This window comes from Mesorhizobium sp. M0615 (assembly GCF_040320805.1).
Lineage (GTDB): Bacteria > Pseudomonadota > Alphaproteobacteria > Rhizobiales > Rhizobiaceae > Mesorhizobium.
Genome location: NZ_JAMYQI010000009.1, coordinates 284,271 through 300,660 on the forward strand (window position 1 = coordinate 284,271; position 16,390 = coordinate 300,660).

General features: G+C 61.6%; 16 protein-coding genes and 1 pseudogene. 12 read left to right on the forward strand and 5 right to left on the reverse strand.

What is annotated here, in order from left to right:
* Positions 1-149 precede the first annotated feature (149 nt).
* The 4 genes and pseudogenes from NKI46_RS18265 to NKI46_RS18280 all read left to right on the forward strand — a co-directional run bounded on the left by NKI46_RS18265 (position 150) and on the right by NKI46_RS18280 (position 3,087).
* Positions 150-884 carry an SDR family NAD(P)-dependent oxidoreductase gene (locus tag NKI46_RS18265; RefSeq protein ID WP_023699875.1) on the forward strand — a complete coding sequence of 245 codons (735 nt, stop codon included), beginning with the start codon at positions 150-152 and terminating at the stop codon, positions 882-884.
* Between the two features lie 50 nt (positions 885-934).
* Positions 935-1,687, forward strand: a complete 753-nt coding sequence (locus tag NKI46_RS18270; protein ID WP_352460193.1) for an SDR family NAD(P)-dependent oxidoreductase — start codon at positions 935-937, stop codon at positions 1,685-1,687.
* A gap of 32 nt (positions 1,688-1,719) precedes the next feature.
* Entirely contained in the window at positions 1,720-2,319 is a 600-nt protein-coding gene (locus NKI46_RS18275) for an NADPH-dependent F420 reductase (RefSeq protein WP_023695174.1), read from the forward strand.
* 137 nt (positions 2,320-2,456) lie between these two features.
* Positions 2,457-3,087 (forward strand): annotated as a pseudogene (locus NKI46_RS18280) (class I SAM-dependent methyltransferase).
* A 271-nt stretch (positions 3,088-3,358) separates the two neighbouring features.
* On the opposite strand, the gene NKI46_RS18285 reads toward NKI46_RS18280, so the two are convergent.
* Positions 3,359-3,952, reverse strand: coding sequence for a DJ-1/PfpI family protein (locus tag NKI46_RS18285; protein WP_023667783.1), 594 nt, complete (start codon positions 3,950-3,952; stop codon positions 3,359-3,361).
* Between the two features lie 161 nt (positions 3,953-4,113).
* Positions 4,114-4,812, reverse strand: coding sequence for a GntR family transcriptional regulator (locus NKI46_RS18290; RefSeq protein ID WP_023710074.1), 699 nt, complete (start codon positions 4,810-4,812; stop codon positions 4,114-4,116).
* A 174-nt stretch (positions 4,813-4,986) separates the two neighbouring features.
* Here NKI46_RS18290 and NKI46_RS18295 point away from each other — a divergent pair, with 174 nt between their 5' ends.
* From NKI46_RS18295 to NKI46_RS18305, 3 genes are read left to right on the forward strand one after another with little or no spacing between them, the layout of a single operon-like run.
* Positions 4,987-6,213: an iron-containing alcohol dehydrogenase gene (locus NKI46_RS18295; protein WP_352535606.1), complete on the forward strand. Its 1,227-nt coding sequence runs from the start codon at positions 4,987-4,989 to the stop codon at positions 6,211-6,213.
* Between the two features lie 58 nt (positions 6,214-6,271).
* Complete coding sequence (locus tag NKI46_RS18300; protein WP_352747295.1) at positions 6,272-7,720, forward strand: NAD-dependent succinate-semialdehyde dehydrogenase; 1,449 nt, start codon at positions 6,272-6,274, stop codon at positions 7,718-7,720.
* 41 nt (positions 7,721-7,761) lie between these two features.
* A complete protein-coding gene (locus tag NKI46_RS18305) occupies positions 7,762-8,544 on the forward strand; it encodes an alpha/beta hydrolase (protein ID WP_352747264.1) in 783 nt (260 codons plus the stop codon).
* A gap of 323 nt (positions 8,545-8,867) precedes the next feature.
* Here NKI46_RS18305 and NKI46_RS18310 read toward each other — a convergent pair whose 3' ends face one another.
* Entirely contained in the window at positions 8,868-9,764 is an 897-nt protein-coding gene (locus NKI46_RS18310; RefSeq protein ID WP_023738324.1) for an NAD(P)/FAD-dependent oxidoreductase, read from the reverse strand.
* A 129-nt stretch (positions 9,765-9,893) separates the two neighbouring features.
* On the opposite strand from NKI46_RS18310, the gene NKI46_RS18315 reads away from it, so the two are divergent.
* From NKI46_RS18315 to NKI46_RS18325, 3 genes are all read left to right on the forward strand, one after another.
* A complete protein-coding gene (locus tag NKI46_RS18315; protein ID WP_023738323.1) occupies positions 9,894-10,523 on the forward strand; it encodes a TetR/AcrR family transcriptional regulator in 630 nt (209 codons plus the stop codon).
* Between the two features lie 520 nt (positions 10,524-11,043).
* A complete protein-coding gene (locus NKI46_RS18320; protein ID WP_023738322.1) occupies positions 11,044-12,219 on the forward strand; it encodes a zinc-dependent alcohol dehydrogenase in 1,176 nt (391 codons plus the stop codon).
* A 10-nt stretch (positions 12,220-12,229) separates the two neighbouring features.
* The gene (locus NKI46_RS18325; protein WP_023710080.1) at positions 12,230-12,778 is read left to right on the forward strand and encodes a hypothetical protein; all 549 of its coding nucleotides are present in this window, start codon (positions 12,230-12,232) and stop codon (positions 12,776-12,778) included.
* Between the two features lie 253 nt (positions 12,779-13,031).
* Here the strand turns inward: NKI46_RS18325 and NKI46_RS18330 are convergent, their stop codons facing one another.
* Complete coding sequence (locus tag NKI46_RS18330) at positions 13,032-13,256, reverse strand: hypothetical protein (RefSeq protein ID WP_156929751.1); 225 nt, start codon at positions 13,254-13,256, stop codon at positions 13,032-13,034.
* Between the two features lie 973 nt (positions 13,257-14,229).
* On the opposite strand from NKI46_RS18330, the gene NKI46_RS18335 reads away from it, so the two are divergent.
* Positions 14,230-14,487 (forward strand): hypothetical protein, encoded by a 258-nt coding sequence (locus tag NKI46_RS18335; protein ID WP_245260390.1) that lies wholly within the window; start codon positions 14,230-14,232, stop codon positions 14,485-14,487.
* A 272-nt stretch (positions 14,488-14,759) separates the two neighbouring features.
* Here NKI46_RS18335 and NKI46_RS18340 read toward each other — a convergent pair whose 3' ends face one another.
* A complete protein-coding gene (locus tag NKI46_RS18340) occupies positions 14,760-15,179 on the reverse strand; it encodes a hypothetical protein (RefSeq protein ID WP_245260389.1) in 420 nt (139 codons plus the stop codon).
* A 463-nt stretch (positions 15,180-15,642) separates the two neighbouring features.
* Between NKI46_RS18340 and NKI46_RS18345 the strand changes: the two genes are divergently transcribed.
* A complete protein-coding gene (locus NKI46_RS18345; protein ID WP_023738317.1) occupies positions 15,643-16,242 on the forward strand; it encodes an EF-hand domain-containing protein in 600 nt (199 codons plus the stop codon).
* Positions 16,243-16,390: the final 148 nt, after the last annotated feature.

Below are 16,390 nucleotides of genomic sequence, written 5' to 3' on the forward strand. Positions count from 1 at the left end.
GCGTTCAATCATCTATTGGATCGTTTTCGCACCAGCGATGTGCGCGATTGCGCACTCACCGCCCGACTTCGGCGAACCCATCTTGAGGCTCTCGCGGGACTTTCCCGTATAGCCAAAGACACGAGACGGCGAAACGAAGGATGCATGACATGAACAGACTGAATGGAAAGACCGCTGTGATAACCGGCGGCGCTACGGGCATCGGCCGCGCCGCAGCCAAGCGCTTTATCGAGGAGGGCGCCTTCGTCTTCATCTTCGGCCGCCGGCAGGAAGCGCTCGACGCCGCCGTGGCTGACCTTGGGCCTAATGCCCGCGCGGTTATGGGCTCGGTCTCGGATGAGGCCGACCTCGACCGACTCTACGCTGCGGTGAAGGCCGAGCGCGGAAGCCTCGACATCGTCTTCGCCAATGCCGGGGCGGGAAGCCCGCTTCCGCTCGGCCAGATCACCGCCAGGCACATTGACGAAACCTTCGACACCAATGTGAAGGGTACGATCTTCACGGTCCAGAAGGCGCTGCCGCTGATGAGCCAGGGCGGTTCGATCATCCTGACCGGGTCGAGCGCCGGCACCACGGGCGCTCCGGGGTTCACTGCCTATAGCGCGAGCAAGGCGGCAGTGCGCAACCTGGCGCGGACCTGGGCGGAGGACCTGAAGGGCACCGGCATCCGGGTAAACGTGTTGTCGCCCGGGGCGACGGCGACCGAACTCGCGAAGGAGGCGTTGGGCGAGGAAGGCCAGAAGGCCTACGGCGCGATGACTCCGCTCCAGCGCATGGCCGATCCGGCGGAGATCGGGGCCGTGGCCGCCTTTCTCGCGTCGCCGGACAGCAGCTTCATGACTGCCAGCGAGGTCGCCGTCGACGGCGGCCTGGCTCAACTCTGACCCCCAGCGCGGTCCGTACCTGGCCCGTGCGCAACGAAAGACAAAGAATTATGAAAAAACTCGAAGGCAAGATCGCAGTCATCACGGGCGGAAGCAGCGGGATCGGATTGGCCACAGCCAAGCGCTTCGTAGAAGAAGGAGCGCACGTCGTGATTACCGGGCGAAGAGAGAAGGAGTTGAAGGAGGCCGCAGCCTTCATCATGAAAAACGTTACGACGGTCGTGGGTGACGTGTCGCTCCTGGAAGATCTGGATCGCCTCTATGCCGTCGTGAAGGTGAAACATGGTCATATCGACATTCTCTTCGCCAACGCCGGCGCGGGGACGATCGCACCGCTCGCCGTCGCTACCGAGGCACATTTTGATCAGACCTTCGATGTGAACGTGAAGGGTCTGTTCTTTACGGTGCAGAAGGCCCTTCCCCTGTTCAAAGACGGCGGTTCGATCATCCTGAATTCTTCAGTGTCGAACGTGTTGGGGCTTCCAGGGTTTAGTACCTACGCCACGAGCAAGGCGGCTGTACGCAACTTCGCGCGCGCTTGGACACTGGAATTCAAAGACCGCAAAATCCGCGTCAATGCAATGAGTCCGGGACCAATCGAGACGCCGGCCTTGGAGACAACGACTGGCCTTACCCCTGAGCAAGCCGAGCAAGCGGCCGCCCAGTTTGCGTCACAGATCCCAATGGGTCGCAGGGGCAAACCAGAGGAAATCGCGGCTGCCGTAACGTTCCTCGCCTCCGATGAAAGTTCTTTCGTCACCGGCGTGGATCTCGCCGTCGACGGAGGCATGGCGCAAGTCTGACCCCGGCATTAGCACCAGATCGGAGAAGTACTATGAACTATGCAATCGTAGGATTCGGCAATATCGGACGGGCCCTTGCCAAGGCGTTTGCCCGAAACGGCATCGAAGTTTCCGTTGCAACCACACGCGACCCGGAAAGCTTTGCCGCCGATGCGGCCGCGATCGGACCCACCATCATCCCCAAAAAACTGGCGGAAGCCATCAAGGCGGACATCATCTTTTTGGCTGTCCGCTTCGAGGCGCACCCGAATGTTGCGAAGGCGCTCCCCACCTGGCAGGGGAAGACGATCATCGATGTGACCAATGCCTATGGCGTGCCCCCTGAGGAACTGGGAGGACAACCTTCTTCCAAGTTCATCGCGCAGGCCTTCTCTGGCGCAAAACTGGTCAAGGGCTTCAACCATCTGGTCGCCCCGGTGCTTGATCAGGATCCGGCCGTACATGGTGGCCGGAGGGTCGTGTTCCTGGCAAGCGACGATGATGCTGCCGCAACACAGACTGGGGAGCTTGCGGAAAATCTCGGTTTCGCGCCGATCAAGCTTGGCGGGGTGTCGGAAGGTGGCCTGCTGGTCCAGGCGCGCGGAGACAGCTGGGGTCATCTGATCTTCAAGGACTTGGTCAAATTCGACTGACGAGCGCGACGTCCCCACCGGCAAAGAAACCACGCACTCGATCGGAACTCGGATCGGATCAAGCGCGATCCGATCCGAGCAAAATGGAGAAATCACTATGAGCACCGAGAAGAATATCCACTCCTAAGGAGATTTCGATGTACGACCAATCCAAGGTATCCGAGTTAATCCGGTTCGCACGAATCGAGGCGGGCTCCACCGTGATCGACGTCTACCCTGGCGACGGAGACTGGACGCGCCTCTTCTCCGACATCGTCGGATCAGAGGGGCGGGTCTACAGCTTCGTGCCGGCCGAAGTCGCCCACTTCAAGAACGATCCGGTCGGCCTCATGCGGACGCTCGCGAAGGAGCCGGGCCGAGAGAACGTCGAAGCCGCCTCGGCGGATCTCGTCGCGATGCCGGAGGTCACGCCGCCAGCGGATGTCCTATGGCTGCACCTGTTTTACCACGATCTTCACACCGCCCTGGTCCAGAAGAAGGGTGCGACGGCGGCCGACTTCAATCGAGCTGTCTACAAGCGGCTGAAACCCGGTGGGTCCTACGTCATCGTCGACCACGCCGCCGCCGCTGGGTCGGGCACGAGCGACCCGGTCGCTGCATCGGATCGACCCTGCATTCGTCGGCGAGGAGGTGGAGGCGGCCGGCTTCGTACTGGACGCGGAAAGCACCGTGCTGGTGAATAAGGATGACCCGCACTCGATCAAGGTGTTCGATCCCGCGATCAAGGGCGAGACCGATCGCTTCGCGTTCCGGTTCGTGAAACCCTGACAGCTCCCGGGCGCCGACTTTCATGTCGACCTCTCCAATGGGCCAATCAACTCGGGTTGGCACCCGTCAAGCTGGGAAAGGTCAACGAGGATGGCGCGCTGGTGCACGCACGCGATGCGGCAGCGCTTGAAGGCGTCCGAGGTGATGATGGCACAAGGTTCTGGAGCACACCTGCCGCAGGTTCCTGATTTGAACTTGATGAAATGACGGAAGTCGCCGCGCCGTTGAGGGAGCCGGCGCATCTCCTCAGGGATGCGCCGGGACAAACCGTTCAAGAATGGTGGATTTCCGTTCCCAACACCTTCAGGCATTCACGGATGAACGCCGCAAGCGCGGTCCAGCCTTTGGCTGAAACCATGGTCCCATCGACATAGGCGTCGGTGGGAGACAGATCGATATAAGTGCCGCCGGCAAGCGTCACCTCCGGCTCGCAAGCGGCGAGCGCCGCCACCTTCTTGCCGCGCACGACGCCGTCGACCGCGATCAGAATCTGGACGCCATGGCAGATCGTGAAGATCGGCTTTTTCGCCTCGTGGAAATGGCGCACCATTGCCTGTATCCGCTTGTCGGTGCGGATGTATTCGGGGCCACGACCGCCGGCGCAATAGACAGCGTCGTACTGGCTCAGCTGCTTCTCGGCGTCGGCGAAGGTCTTGTTGATCAGCGCGTTATGGCCGGGCTTTTCGGTGTAGGTCTGATCGCCCTCGAAATCGTGCAGCGATGTCTTGATCATGTCTCCGGCGCTTTTGTCGGGGCACACGACATGAACGGTGTGTCCCACCGCTTCCATCGCCTGCTGATAGACGAAGATTTCATACTCCTCGGTGAAATCACCGGTCAGCATCAGGATTTTTTTGGCTGGCATGTCTTTTCCTCTCGGCTTGTTTCAGGGGCGAGGTGCACTGCGCGCCTCGCTTCCCGGGATCGAAATCGGCTCAGAACGGGGAATAGAATTCGTAGGCGGCAGGCTGGGCGGACAGCGGCGCGCCGCGCTTGAGGGTGCCTCTGACAAGCAGCATCGCCAGGCTACTCGAACGCAGGCAGGAGCCTGTCCCGCGAATTTTCGATGTGCGCACGCATGGCTTTTTCGGCGGCGTCCGGATCGCCCGCGGCAAAGGCAGCGAGAATAGCCTCGTGCTCGTCGAGCGCCTCTTCGGTCACCCTGGAGTGATACATCAGCCGGAAGATATGGAAGTGGGTATGCTGGTGATTCAGTGTCTCGCGAATGAGTTCGTTTTGGGCGAACTCGACGATCTTGTCGTGGAAGATGGCATCCTGACGGGCGAAGTTCGAATAGCGCAGGCGTTCGTCTTTCCCCACCCGCCGAGCCATGACGCCGGCCGCCTCCTGCAGCGCGGCAAGGCGCTCGCCGTCCATTGTTGCGGTGGCTTTGGCCGCGGCGGCAGGTTCAAGCAATAGACGCAGCTCGTAAAGCTCGTCGAAGCGCCGGCGGGTGATTTGTGGGGCGGCGCGATAGCCGATCAGGTGGGTTTTCAGAACCAGCCCTTCCCCCTCCAGCCTGCCAAGCGCTTCACGAATGGGGGTATGCGAGACGTTGAATTCCTTGACGAGATTGTCGACGGTGATGCGCGATCCCGGAGCAATCCTCAAAGACATGAGCTGCGCGAATATTGCTTCGTAAACGTCGCCAGCCAGGCTGTTGGCGCGCTGAATACGACGGGTCGCACGGGCTTCATTGTCAACCGTCAGGTCCGTGTTCTGCATCGTTTGCCTCTTGACAGAACCACCCACTAACACGATGCTCCGCGAAACTCAATCCTATATCCTATACGATTTTATTAGAGGGCATCGCATGATCATGACCTGCAGCGCCGAGGTCGGCCTCTGGCACGAAGCCAAGCCTGTCGGCTTCCAACCCGTCTTCGCAGGATCTTGTGCATGAGCTTGTTTGCAGCGGCGCGCCTGCCGAGCGAGATTCTGTTCGGCAAAGGCCAGCGCCATGTCCTGCCTGCCATCGCCGCCAAATATGGGCGCCGCGCGTTCGTCTGTACCGATGAGCGCTTCGCGGCGACGTCGCAGTTCGCCGAGATTCTCGCTGGCTTGCACAACGCGGCGATCGAGACGTTGGTCTTCGACCGAACGCTGCCGGATGTGCCGCGCGACAGCGTCGCCGCCTGCATTGCGCAAGCGAAAGATTTCAAGCCGGACATGGTGATCGGCATCGGGGGCGGCAGTTGCCTCGACATGGCCAAATGCGCTGCACTTCTGCTCAGCCACGGCGGCAAGCTCGAGGACTACTATGGCGAGTTCAAGGTACCCGGCCCTACCCTTCCGGTGATCGCAGTGCCGACGACGGCTGGAACAGGCTCCGAGGTGACCCCCGTTGCCGTGATCTCCGACCCGGATCGGACGCTGAAAGTGGGTATCGCCAGTCCGCATCTCATCGCAGCAGTGGCGCTTTGCGATCCGGATCTGACGGTGACCTGTCCACCATCCTTGACGGCGATCGCCGGCGCCGACGCGCTGACGCACGCAATCGAGGCCTTCACAGCGGCCAAACGCGGCGCCGACCCTCATTTGCCGCAACAGCACGTGTTCATCGGCAAGAGCGCTCTGACCGATCATTTCGCGCTTTTGGCCATCAGGCTGCTCGGCCGCAGTCTGGAAAAGGCATATCGCGACGGATCGGACGAGGATGCGCGCGCCGACGTGATGATGGGAGCGCTGGCCGCCGGTTGCGCTTTCGGCACGGCGGGAACGGCCGCCGCCCATGCGGTGCAGTATCCCGTCGGTGCGCTTACCCACACCCCGCATGGTCTGGGGGTCGCCACCATGCTGCCCTATGTGATGGCCTACAACCTGGCCGCAGCAGCCGCGGAGATTGCGGAAGTCGGCACTGCTCTTGGCCTTTCCCTTCAGGGCGGCGGCGCCGATGCCTTGGCGCACGCCACCATCCGGGAGGTGAGCCGGCTGTTTGGCGCCATCGGCATCACGCCGACATTGGCCGAACTGGGTCTTCCCGAAGACAAGATCGACTGGACGGCCGAGCAGGCGCTGGGCATCGACCGATTGATCAAGAACAATCCGCGTCCGTTCGACCGCGCCGCGATGCGACGGCTGGTCAGGGCTGCCTATGACGGCGACATGTCCGCCACCATGATGTGATCGACCAGGAGTTCATCCAATGAACATTGCCGCAGGCATATCCGACGAGGATCAAGATATGTTCGACTACGCCACGGTCTCGCACGGTCTCTACATTGGCGGACGCTGGCGGCCCTCATCGGAGGGCCGCGTGATCGAAGTGGTCGATCCCTCGACTGAAGCCGTGATCGCTGCGGTTCCCGATGCAACGCTCACTGATGCCGCCGCCGCCGTCGACGCTGCCGCGAAGGCGGCGGCCGGCTGGCGCGAGACCCCGCCACGCAGGCGATCGGAAATCCTGCGGCGCTGCTTCGAACTGATGACCGAACGGGCGGAGACGTTGGCCGCGCTGATCTCGCTGGAGAACGGCAAGGCGCTGCGCGATGCGCGCGGCGAAGTCGCCTATGCGGCGGAATTCTTTCGTTGGAACGCCGAGGAAGCGGTCCGCATCAACGGCGAGTTCGGCCTTGCACCCTCGGGCGCGAACCGGATCATTGTCGACTACCAGCCCATCGGCATTTGCGTGCTCATCACGCCATGGAATTTCCCGGCTGCCATGGCGACACGTAAAATCGCTCCGGCGCTGGCGGCCGGCTGTACGGTGATCCTGAAGCCCGCCAGCGAGACACCGCTGACGGCCTATGCGCTTGCGGCGCTCTACGAGGAAGCCGGCGTGCCGCCCGGCGTCGTCAACGTCCTGACGACCTCGACCCCCGGACCGGTGACGGCGGCCATGCTGGCCGATCCGCGCGTGCGAAAGCTGTCCTTCACCGGCTCGACCGGCGTCGGGCGCGTGCTGCTGGCCGAAGCCGCAAAGCACGTCATTTCCTGTTCCATGGAGCTTGGCGGCAACGCACCCTTCATCGTCTTCGACGACGCCGACCTGGAAGCAGCCCTCGACGGTGCGATGGTTGCCAAGATGCGCAACGCCGGCGAAGCCTGCACGGCCGCCAACCGGCTTTACGTCCAGGCCGGCATCCATGATGCTTTCGCGGAAGGCTTGAGCAAACGCATGGCGGCACTCAACCTGGGCCCGGGCACAGACTCAGACACAGAATGCGGGCCGATGATCACCAGGAAGGCTGTGCACAAGATCGACAGGCTTGTGCAGGACGCCGTTGCCCGCGGCGCCAAAATCCTGTGTGGCGGCGGCGTATCTGAAGGCAGAGGCTTTTTCTATCCGCCAACGGTGCTCAAGGACGTGCCGGCCGACGTTGCCATGGCTCACGAGGAGATCTTCGGTCCCGTGGCGCCGATCAGTCGCTTCGACAGCGAGGCGGAGGTCATCGCCAAGGCCAACGACACAGAATACGGTCTCGCGGCCTACATCTACACGCGCGACCTGGCCAGAGGAATGCGCGTGGCATCAAAGATCGAGTCGGGCATGATCGCGCTCAACCGCGGCCTGATGTCGGATCCGGCGGCGCCCTTCGGCGGAGTAAAGCAAAGCGGGTTGGGGCGAGAAGGCGGCCAGAAGCATGGCGTTGCCGAGTTCATGGAGGCCAAGTACATCGCCGTGACCCTGTGAGCGGACATCACGCCAAAGATCCGTTTCGCATTCGCGATCATGTGGTCGAGTTCGACGACATGGTCGCCGAGATCGTTCGCAGAAGCGAGGAGACCAGGGCGAATGTTCCCATGGTCGCCGATGTCGCCTACGGGGCTGACGCCACCGAAACCGTGGATCTGTTCTTTCCCGAGGGCAAACGGGACCGCCTGCCGGTGCACATGTTCATCCACGGGGGCTATTGGCGCATGTTCTCCAAGCGCGACTATTCCTACGTCGCCGAGACCGTTACGAACGCAGGTGCGATCGCGGTCATTGTCGACTACGCGCTGATGCCGACCGTCAGGATGGCCAGGATCGTCGACCAGGTGCGCCGCGCCAAGCGATGGGTATTTGACAATGTCGCACACCATGGCGGCGATCCCGGCCTGCTGACCGTTAGCGGTCATTCCGCCGGTGCGCATCTGGCAACAATGCTTTTCGACGGTGACGAGCGGCCTTCCGGCATCAAAGCTGCGCTGCTGCTTGGCGGCCTCTACGACCTGAAGCCATTGCAGATGTCGTTCCTTGCCGCCGAGATCGCGATCACCGACGAGGAGGCCCGCCGATTCTCGCCGATCGATCACAGTTTCGATCCATCCGTGGACGTAGATATCTTGGTCGGCGCCGATGAAACGCCGCCGTTCCACAGCCAGGCCGCACTCTTCACGGACCACCTTGACACACAGGGACTGACTGTTTCGCGCACCACCCTTGGTGGGGCCAATCACATGAGCAGCGTCCGTGACCTTGGCTTGGCTGGTACCGAGGCCGCGTCACTGCTGGCCCGCGTCGTGGCCGCCTGAGACTTCCGCCAGAAGCGCTGCTGGACGCGACCGTTCTGCAAAGTAGCGTCGCAGCATCGGGTACCGACAGCGGTGGCGAATCTCCCGCCACCGGTCCCCATACCGTAAGCCCGCCGTCGATGTCGACGTCGACGTGGTTCATGCTTTCCAGCGTGATTGAGCTTGATAACCGATGTCGGCGATCGCCGTCATGCCGGCAGCGCAGTTGAGTTCCCAAAGCCAACCGGCCAAAGATGCCCCTCAGGGGAGAGCGGGCCGGCGTTCCGTAACCTCGCCTTCAGAATATGATAGCCCGCGGCACCCGGAGAAGGGAATCTGCGCTCTCAAACCAGCATCGACTGCTGGGCGAAGATGCCCGCCGTCGCGCCGTGCGATATTGCCAGGGTGACCGATGGCGGCGTGAGGGGGTTGGCGAGGTCGCCCGCGGCGTAGATGCCGGGCATGCTGGTTTCGCGGCGCTCGTCGACCTTGAGGATTACGCCGAGGGGCGTATCGACCGTGGCGAGGCCCAGTGATTCATGCAGGCCTGCGGATGGCTTGTTGCGCGGATGCGCGAACAGGATGTCGACCGCGACATTGGGGCCGGTATCGAGCTTGACGGTGGCGTTATGCCCCCCGTGATGGGCGATCTCGATGATCCGGCCGTCGACGACAGGTATGTTGCGGCGCGCCAGACCGGCCCGGATATCGGGCGGAATGTCGTGACCATCGGCAAAGACCGTCAACCTGTCGGTCCAATCGTGGAACAGCCTGACCTGATTCATCGACTGTGGGCCGGACCAGACGAGGCCCCAATGCTGGCCGGCGACTTCAAAGCCGTCGCAATAGGGGCAGGGCACGATGGACGTGCCCCAGCTTTCGGCAAAGCCCGGAACATCAGGCATCTGGTCGACGACGCCATAGCTCAGGATCAGCCGGCGCGCGCCCAGGCTTCCGCCATCGCCAGTGAGCACGGAGAAATCGTCGATGGCCCCGGACAGGCTGTCGGCCCGGGCATTGACCAGCTTGATCGTGGGATAGCGCGCCAGCTGCCGCCGCGCCTCGGCCAGGATGTCCAGCGGCGGCTTGTGATCGTGGCCGAGCAGGCCATGCGAGTGGCCGGCGAAGCGGTTGCGCGGCAGGCCGGTATCAAGAACGGTGACCTTGCGGCGGGCACGGCCGAGTTGCAGGGCGCCGGCGAGACCGGCAAAGCTGCCGCCGATGATAATGACGTCATCCATGATGGGCTCCGTGTTGTGGATGAGGGGCCGGTTGGACCTGGTTGAAACCTACCCATCGGCTTGCGCATTTCAGAAACTACATGGTATCGTAATCCAAGAATTAGGATACTGTCAAGGACTGGAATTGTCGTGACCGAAAATAGCCAGGGCCGGCGCGGCCGGCCCGCCAACGAGGCGCTTGGCCAAACGATACTCGACGCTGCGTCCGAACTCTTTGTCGAATTGGGGTTTCAAGCGACGACATTGGACAAGGTCGCCCAGCGGGCGAAGATATCCAAGCTCAGCATCTATCGGCACTTCGAGAACAAGGAGGCGCTGTTCAGCGCGGCCATCGCGTCCGGCTGCCATCAATTGTTTGCACCACAGGCCCTTCTTGAAGGCATCGACGGTTCGGTCGAGGATCATCTCATGGCGGTGGGATCATCCCTGCTTCGCACGCTGTTGAGATCAGATGTCCGCAGTGTCGAAGCCATGGTAATGGCCGACCAGACGAATCCAAGGTCGTTAAGCAAGCTCCATTTCGAAGCCGGCCCCGCCCATGTCATCGCCCAAATCGAGGTCCTGTTGCGTCAGTTGCACGCGAAGGCAGTTCTGAACGTGCCCGATCCTCTCCGGTCCGCCCGCTTGTTTGCCGCGCTTTTCAAAGGATCCGATCTTTTGATTATCGCACGCTTCGATCAGGCGAGAGCGGCGGACGACAACGAAGTCGAATCCTATTGCCGGTCGGCCGTCGCCATGTTCATCGCTGCGCACGGCTAGCACTCTGCCCTGCCCGCTAATCATTGTATTTCTGCGAAATACTCCGCTAGAGCCGCCGTCGCGATGGCGCCCATCCACCTCGTGTCGATCGCGTCGGGTCGGACTGCGCGCCCGCCCGTGAGCGGCATCTCCTACCTGCCCCGGTCACAGCGCTGCTTCGGCCGACCCTGTGCGGGCGAGGAAGAGAATGCCGGTTACGGACGCCAGAATCGAGCAGATGACGTGTCAGCCGCCGCGAAGGACACCTGCGGACGGAACGTTTTTGGTACACTTGAGTACGTCCATTCGTGGGTCGGGGCCCAGCGGCTCGTGCCCGACGCGCCCCGGGGAGGCCGCTGGTGCCCGCGACGCTTCCAAGGTGCGGGTCTGGAATGGCCCAAAAATTCTCTCGAGCTCCCGGAACATCGGTCCGCCCCTGTGGTTCGACAAGCAGCGGCACAGTCGATCCAACCAGGCATCGGCCCGCTTAGGACAGGCGCGAGGTCCCTACCCACAGATCTTGCGAAAATAGGAGCAAGCTATGCGAGCGTTGGTCTGGCACGGCAAGGAAGACATACGCTGCGATCAGGTTTCGGACCCGGAAATTGAGGATGAACGTGACGCGATCATCAAGGTGACGAGTTGTGCCATATGCGGCTCCGACCTTCACCTCTACCACAACTATGTGCCAGCCATGCTGCCCGGCGACATCATGGGCCACGAGATGATGGGAGAGGTCGTTGAGGTCGGCAAGGGCGTCAACGGCGCTCTGAAGAAGGGAGACCGCATCGTCGTGCCGTTCACCATAATCTGCGGTGAGTGCGACCAGTGCAAGCGACAGAACTTTTCGGTTTGCGAACGCACAAACCGCAAGAAGAATCTCGGTGACAAGGTGTTCGGGCACACCACCGCGGGTCTGTTCGGCTACACTCATTTGACCGGCGGCTATCCTGGGGGACAGGCGGAATACATGCGTGTGCCGTTCGCCGATGCCACGCACGTAAAGGTGCCTGACAGCCTTACCGACGAGCAGGTTCTCTTCCTCGGCGATATTTTTCCTACCGGATGGCAGGCGGCGGCACAGTGCGACATTGAGCCCACCGATACGGTTGCGGTGTGGGGCTGTGGCCCAGTCGGGCAGATGGCCATACGCAGCGCCCTGCTGCTCGGCGCGAAACAGGTGGTGGCGATCGATTGCCTGCCGGAGCGGCTTTCCATGGCCGCGGCCTGCGGCGCCATCGCCATCAATTTCGCCGAGGAAAGTGTCGTCGAACGACTGCGGGAACTCACCGGCGGAAAGGGCCCGGAGAAGTGCATCGATTGCGTCGGCATGGAAAGCCACGTCTCGCTGGCCCAGCCCGATACCGTCTACGATCGCGCAAAGCAGTTGATGCTGATAGAAAATGATCGACCGCACGTTTTGCGTGAGATGATCTATGTCTGCCGGCCGGCCGGCGTGATCTCGATCCCCGGCGTCTACAGCGGGCTGGTCGACAAGATTCCGATGGGACAGGCAATGAACAAGGGGCTCACCTTCCGAATGGGGCAGACCCATGTCAACCGTTGGACCGAGGATCTGTTGCGCCGCATCGAAGATGGCCAGATCGACCCATCCTTCGTCATCACACATACCGTGGGGCTCGAGCAGGGACCCGAGATGTACAAGGTGTTTCGCGACAAGCAGGACAGCTGCATCAAGGTTGTACTGAAACCGTAGGGAAATCGTCATGAACGTGATTGCCAAACTTACCAACATCACCCGATCGCCTGGCGATCCCAAAGTGCTGAAGACTGGGCAGAGTGCGGTCGCGGCCTCCGATGGCCTTGCCCGCAAGCTCGGCTGGTTCAGCATCGCGCTTGGCGTCGCCGAGCTGGTTGGCGCCGAGCGGATTGCCGGCGCGCTCGGCATGCGCGGCAAGGAAGATCTGATCCGCGCTTATGGGGCGCGGGAAATAAGCAGCGGCATACTCTCGCTTTCAGTGGACAAGCAAGCGGGGCTGTGGAGCCGGGTGGCCGGCGACGGCCTGGATATCGCGACATTGCTGACAGCGTATCGGCATGGCAACCCAAAGCGCGATAATGTGGGCCTTGCGCTTGCGATGGTCGCCGGCATCACATTGCTCGACATCATCGGTGCGAAAAGCGTGACCGCGCGCCACTCTCGGAGGGGGACCAAGCCACGCGACTACAGCGATCGAAGCGGCTTTCCCGGAGGCACTGCCGCAGCCCGCGACCGTGCCCGCTCGCAGCGCAGCCAGAAGGCCGGCGCAGCCTGATAGAGATTGCGGAACCCTGGCGGCATGCGACCTGGACAGGTGGCATCTCGTCAGGCCCTAACGCCAGAGGTGGTAGCTCTCGGCGAGCCGAGTTTGCTGGAACAGAGTGGACCGTCGCGCGGCCGTTCTCGCGTCTCCTGGGTCACCGCCGCGCATGGGTTGTGTGGCCGGCGTTAAAGGCAGGAGGCAAGCAGCGATGCGACCAGGCGTCTAGCCTTCCATGTCTCTTACCTTGGCCAGGTTCCGGCGATCCTCAGGCCGAGCCGCGTTCGGGAAGCTTGGTCTCTTCCGCCACCCCTTTCCGCAGGTCTCGGCGCGAGCGTTCCGCTTCGTCGGAATTATTATCGTCGTCTGTCCGCTCGAGTTCGCGATCGATTGTCTCGCGCGACCCCTCTGCCGGATCCTGTTGCGGAGATGTGTTCGGGCCGGTTTCGATCTTGCCGTCGCCGGGAACGGTGCGGTCGCCAGACTTCGTCATCTTCAGCTTCCCTTTCATCTGTCATCTGCCTCGGCATCTCCGATGGCATGAATTTGGCCGCTTCCTGCCGAACCGGATCGTCGACGCTTTGTTCCGGGAAAGCCCCCGCAGGTTCGTGCTGGTCGGCCCGGGGCATTGGTCGATGCCCATGCCGGGAAGCATCCTATGCCAACGAGTCGGCGGCAGCCTCATCGATGTCGTTATCAACATGTGGGCTGTTTCGGCCCGGACACGCGAGCACGCCAGGCTCGCGGCGAGTTTTCGAACCGAAGCAGATGCGCAGCGTAACAGCTGGATGTATAGGGAAAAGGCTGCCTCATCCACGACATCGCGCTTCGGGAGGGCCGGCGGCATGCTCGCCTGGGCGGTCCGGCAGCTGGTAGCGAACTGGTCATAGGCCTTTGCAAAGCCGCGTCGATGAAGCGGGTGCGGGTAGCGCTGGTCGTCGAGGCATCTGTCAATCGGAGACAAGCGCGACCACTTGTGACCTCGCTGTTTTTTCCACCGGACTCGACATCTCACTATCATAGTTGATTGTGGCTACCGGTGACCCTGCGTAATGGATAGCCATTCCAACTCTCCAACAGGAAAACGGTATGTTGTATCCGGGTCGGTTTTTGGGGCCAAGCGACATTGAGATGCTCGCCCAGGTTTGTCACACGGTCTGCAAAGAGCGCGCCCTACCTCTTGCTTCGCAGAACGGAGAGCGCATAGCTGCGCATATACTCAGGCTGTTTATGAACGGCTTGATTGGGCAGAATGAACTGCTCGATGCCGAGAGGAACTGGGCTCGTCGGCCTGACCGTTCGGTCCAGCAGACGATGTCAACTACGCGCACATGAGAGGCCGCGTGACCCAGACTTGGTCGTCGGAAAGCCGCCAAGGCCAGTTGGGAACAAACCTGACGTTTAAGCGTTTGTAGAGCCCTTCCACCGGGCAACTCACCGAAATGCTTCTTGCCGTGCATGATGCGATGTCGACGGCCGTTTTGGCGGGCAGGAGCGCCAATGCGGAAATAGTCGGCGTGGTCGACCTCACCAACAAAGCTGAGGTCGACATCGGCATCACCAGCTTGGGAAGAGCCATCCAGTTCGTGGCCAACGCCTCGGTGCTTGGATACGACATTCGCGGCGCCATGGTCTTCTATGGCGCGCCCGGTACCCCGAGCCTAAGGGCGAGAGAGTGCGAGCGCTTGTGGGCGCAGTTTGGCGGCGCGCTTCTACAGCCGTAGCTATCAGGACGTTCGCCCCACCCGTTCATGGGCGCACGGAGCTAGGCGCTAACCAGCCGCAGCGGGAATGGCTCGGTGCTAGGTCTAGCGCGCGACCGCACCAAGCAGCTTTTCGGTGAGCGGCTTTGAGCGGTTGAGCCAGCGTGAGAGCGTTCGGCCGCATACCTGCCGGTGCCTGCTTTCATGTGACTGGGCGGGGCTATCGGGGAGCCGGGTTGACCACTGGGCCTTAGCCGAGGGAAGCACAGTACGGCAACCTCGCTCTTTGCTGGCTAACATCCTTCCGCTCTCAGGGACCGGACCATGCGCACAACAACAGGGTCATACGGTTTCTTTTCGGATTTCCGATAATTCATTGTGAAAAGCGCGGCACGCTCGTTGCAGACCATAATTGCACGGACATAGCGAATCTCACCATTCTTGACCCCGGAGTAGCTGGCCCATTTCGGGGCTAGGCGCCGATAGGTCAGTCGCCAACCGGCCTTTTCGTCCTCGATCATGCGATGTTCAATCTCGGCGCGAAAACTTGCTTTGCCCAGTCGCGCGCCCCAAACGACCAGAAACGCGTCTCTTGGGCCCTGAAAAGCCGCGCCCTGCTCCGAATTCTGGGTCAGGACGAAATTCGGAGGAATATCGAAACTAAAGCCAAGCTGTCGGACGCCGAAGGGCTGCCACGCCTCGGCCTGAAGCAACGTGGTCCAAAAGAGAAAAACTGTAAGTCCGAGCAGTAGGCGTCGCATTGCTCTGATTTAGCGCTGGCTAACATGGTGTCCAGACGGACAGAGGTCCGTGACATAAAAATATGCATTATGGCCGCGCAGCATACGGACGCGGAATTCGCTATTGACGGCGTGCGGTCGAAACGGCTTCCGTCCCACGAAAGGAGAGGACGCAGAGGGAATTGGTGCGTCGGTATGATCGACTGGCAGAAAATTGGCGAGGCCGAATGTCCAACGTTCATTGCCCGCAAAAATGGGCGCCGGCTTCCTCTTGTGCCTAGGGAAGAAGAGCCGAAATTATTCCCTGACGAAGACCCTGATCTACCTCAGACGGGGGGCAGGCCCTGTAACTTCGCCGTGACCTGATCCCCTTCGGGGAACAATCAGATCGAGCTCAAGTTTGGCCTTCCAAGCGAAAGCATTGATGGAGCATGCCATGAGATTTCCACACAGCACGACGGCCGCGACCGCCGTTTTCATTGCCCTGACCTCCCCCGCGCTCGCCCAGACAAGCGGAACACCATCACCCTCGACACCTGCACCCGCTCCGGCAACCGAACCGCCGGCCGCCGGACAGTTGCCGGATGCGGCCGGACAAGCGGATGCACCAACACGCGAAATGATCCGCCAGATGGTTGAGCAAGCTGTCCGGGAGAGAATGCAGCAGGATCGCGGTTCCGAAGAAGGTTTCCGCGAGGAAGACAGTCGCAACTATCAAGGCGATCGCAACGAGGGTGCTGACCGCCACGATGAAGATGGCGGCCGTTGGCAGAACCACGGTGGCCGCGATCGTGGACACAGAATGGCTGGACGCTGGCATCATCAGCTGATGCGCGGTGCCGGCATGCGACTGATGTTCGGGCTGTTGGACACCGATGGCGACGGATCGGTGTCCGAGGACGAGGTTCAACGCGCGGTGGGCAGGATGTTCAGTAGCATTGACGAGAATGGTGACGGCAAGATCGATGCGGACGAGATCCAGTCCTTCATGCATGGCTCCAGCATGCATGGCACTGATAGCGAGGACACGCCGTAGCTGTCTTCAAAGTGAATGCTCTCCCTAGGACAAAGCGGGCGAGCGCCTGGCGGTCGAATTCGAAGCGGTGTCTCTTGGCTGTTAGGCGCGGCGGCCCTAACAGCACCCTCCAGCCTTGCGCTATTCCCGCAGTCCCGTGAGACGCCAG

What these genes read in the sequence shown, in the direction of transcription:
- NKI46_RS18290 (WP_023710074.1), bottom strand. Translation starts at nt 4,812, where the DNA reads ATGCAGAACACGGACCTGACGGTTGACAATGAAGCCCGTGCGACCCGT.
- NKI46_RS18295 (WP_352535606.1), top strand. Translation starts at nt 4,987, where the DNA reads ATGAGCTTGTTTGCAGCGGCGCGCCTGCCGAGCGAGATTCTGTTCGGC.
- NKI46_RS18285 (WP_023667783.1), bottom strand. Translation starts at nt 3,952, where the DNA reads ATGCCAGCCAAAAAAATCCTGATGCTGACCGGTGATTTCACCGAGGAG.
- NKI46_RS18320 (WP_023738322.1), top strand. Translation starts at nt 11,044, where the DNA reads ATGCGAGCGTTGGTCTGGCACGGCAAGGAAGACATACGCTGCGATCAG.
- NKI46_RS18330 (WP_156929751.1), bottom strand. Translation starts at nt 13,256, where the DNA reads ATGACGAAGTCTGGCGACCGCACCGTTCCCGGCGACGGCAAGATCGAA.
- NKI46_RS18300 (WP_352747295.1), top strand. Translation starts at nt 6,272, where the DNA reads ATGTTCGACTACGCCACGGTCTCGCACGGTCTCTACATTGGCGGACGC.
- NKI46_RS18325 (WP_023710080.1), top strand. Translation starts at nt 12,230, where the DNA reads ATGAACGTGATTGCCAAACTTACCAACATCACCCGATCGCCTGGCGAT.
- NKI46_RS18270 (WP_352460193.1), top strand. Translation starts at nt 935, where the DNA reads ATGAAAAAACTCGAAGGCAAGATCGCAGTCATCACGGGCGGAAGCAGC.
- NKI46_RS18310 (WP_023738324.1), bottom strand. Translation starts at nt 9,764, where the DNA reads ATGGATGACGTCATTATCATCGGCGGCAGCTTTGCCGGTCTCGCCGGC.
- NKI46_RS18275 (WP_023695174.1), top strand. Translation starts at nt 1,720, where the DNA reads ATGAACTATGCAATCGTAGGATTCGGCAATATCGGACGGGCCCTTGCC.
- NKI46_RS18265 (WP_023699875.1), top strand. Translation starts at nt 150, where the DNA reads ATGAACAGACTGAATGGAAAGACCGCTGTGATAACCGGCGGCGCTACG.
- NKI46_RS18345 (WP_023738317.1), top strand. Translation starts at nt 15,643, where the DNA reads ATGAGATTTCCACACAGCACGACGGCCGCGACCGCCGTTTTCATTGCC.
- NKI46_RS18335 (WP_245260390.1), top strand. Translation starts at nt 14,230, where the DNA reads ATGTCGACGGCCGTTTTGGCGGGCAGGAGCGCCAATGCGGAAATAGTC.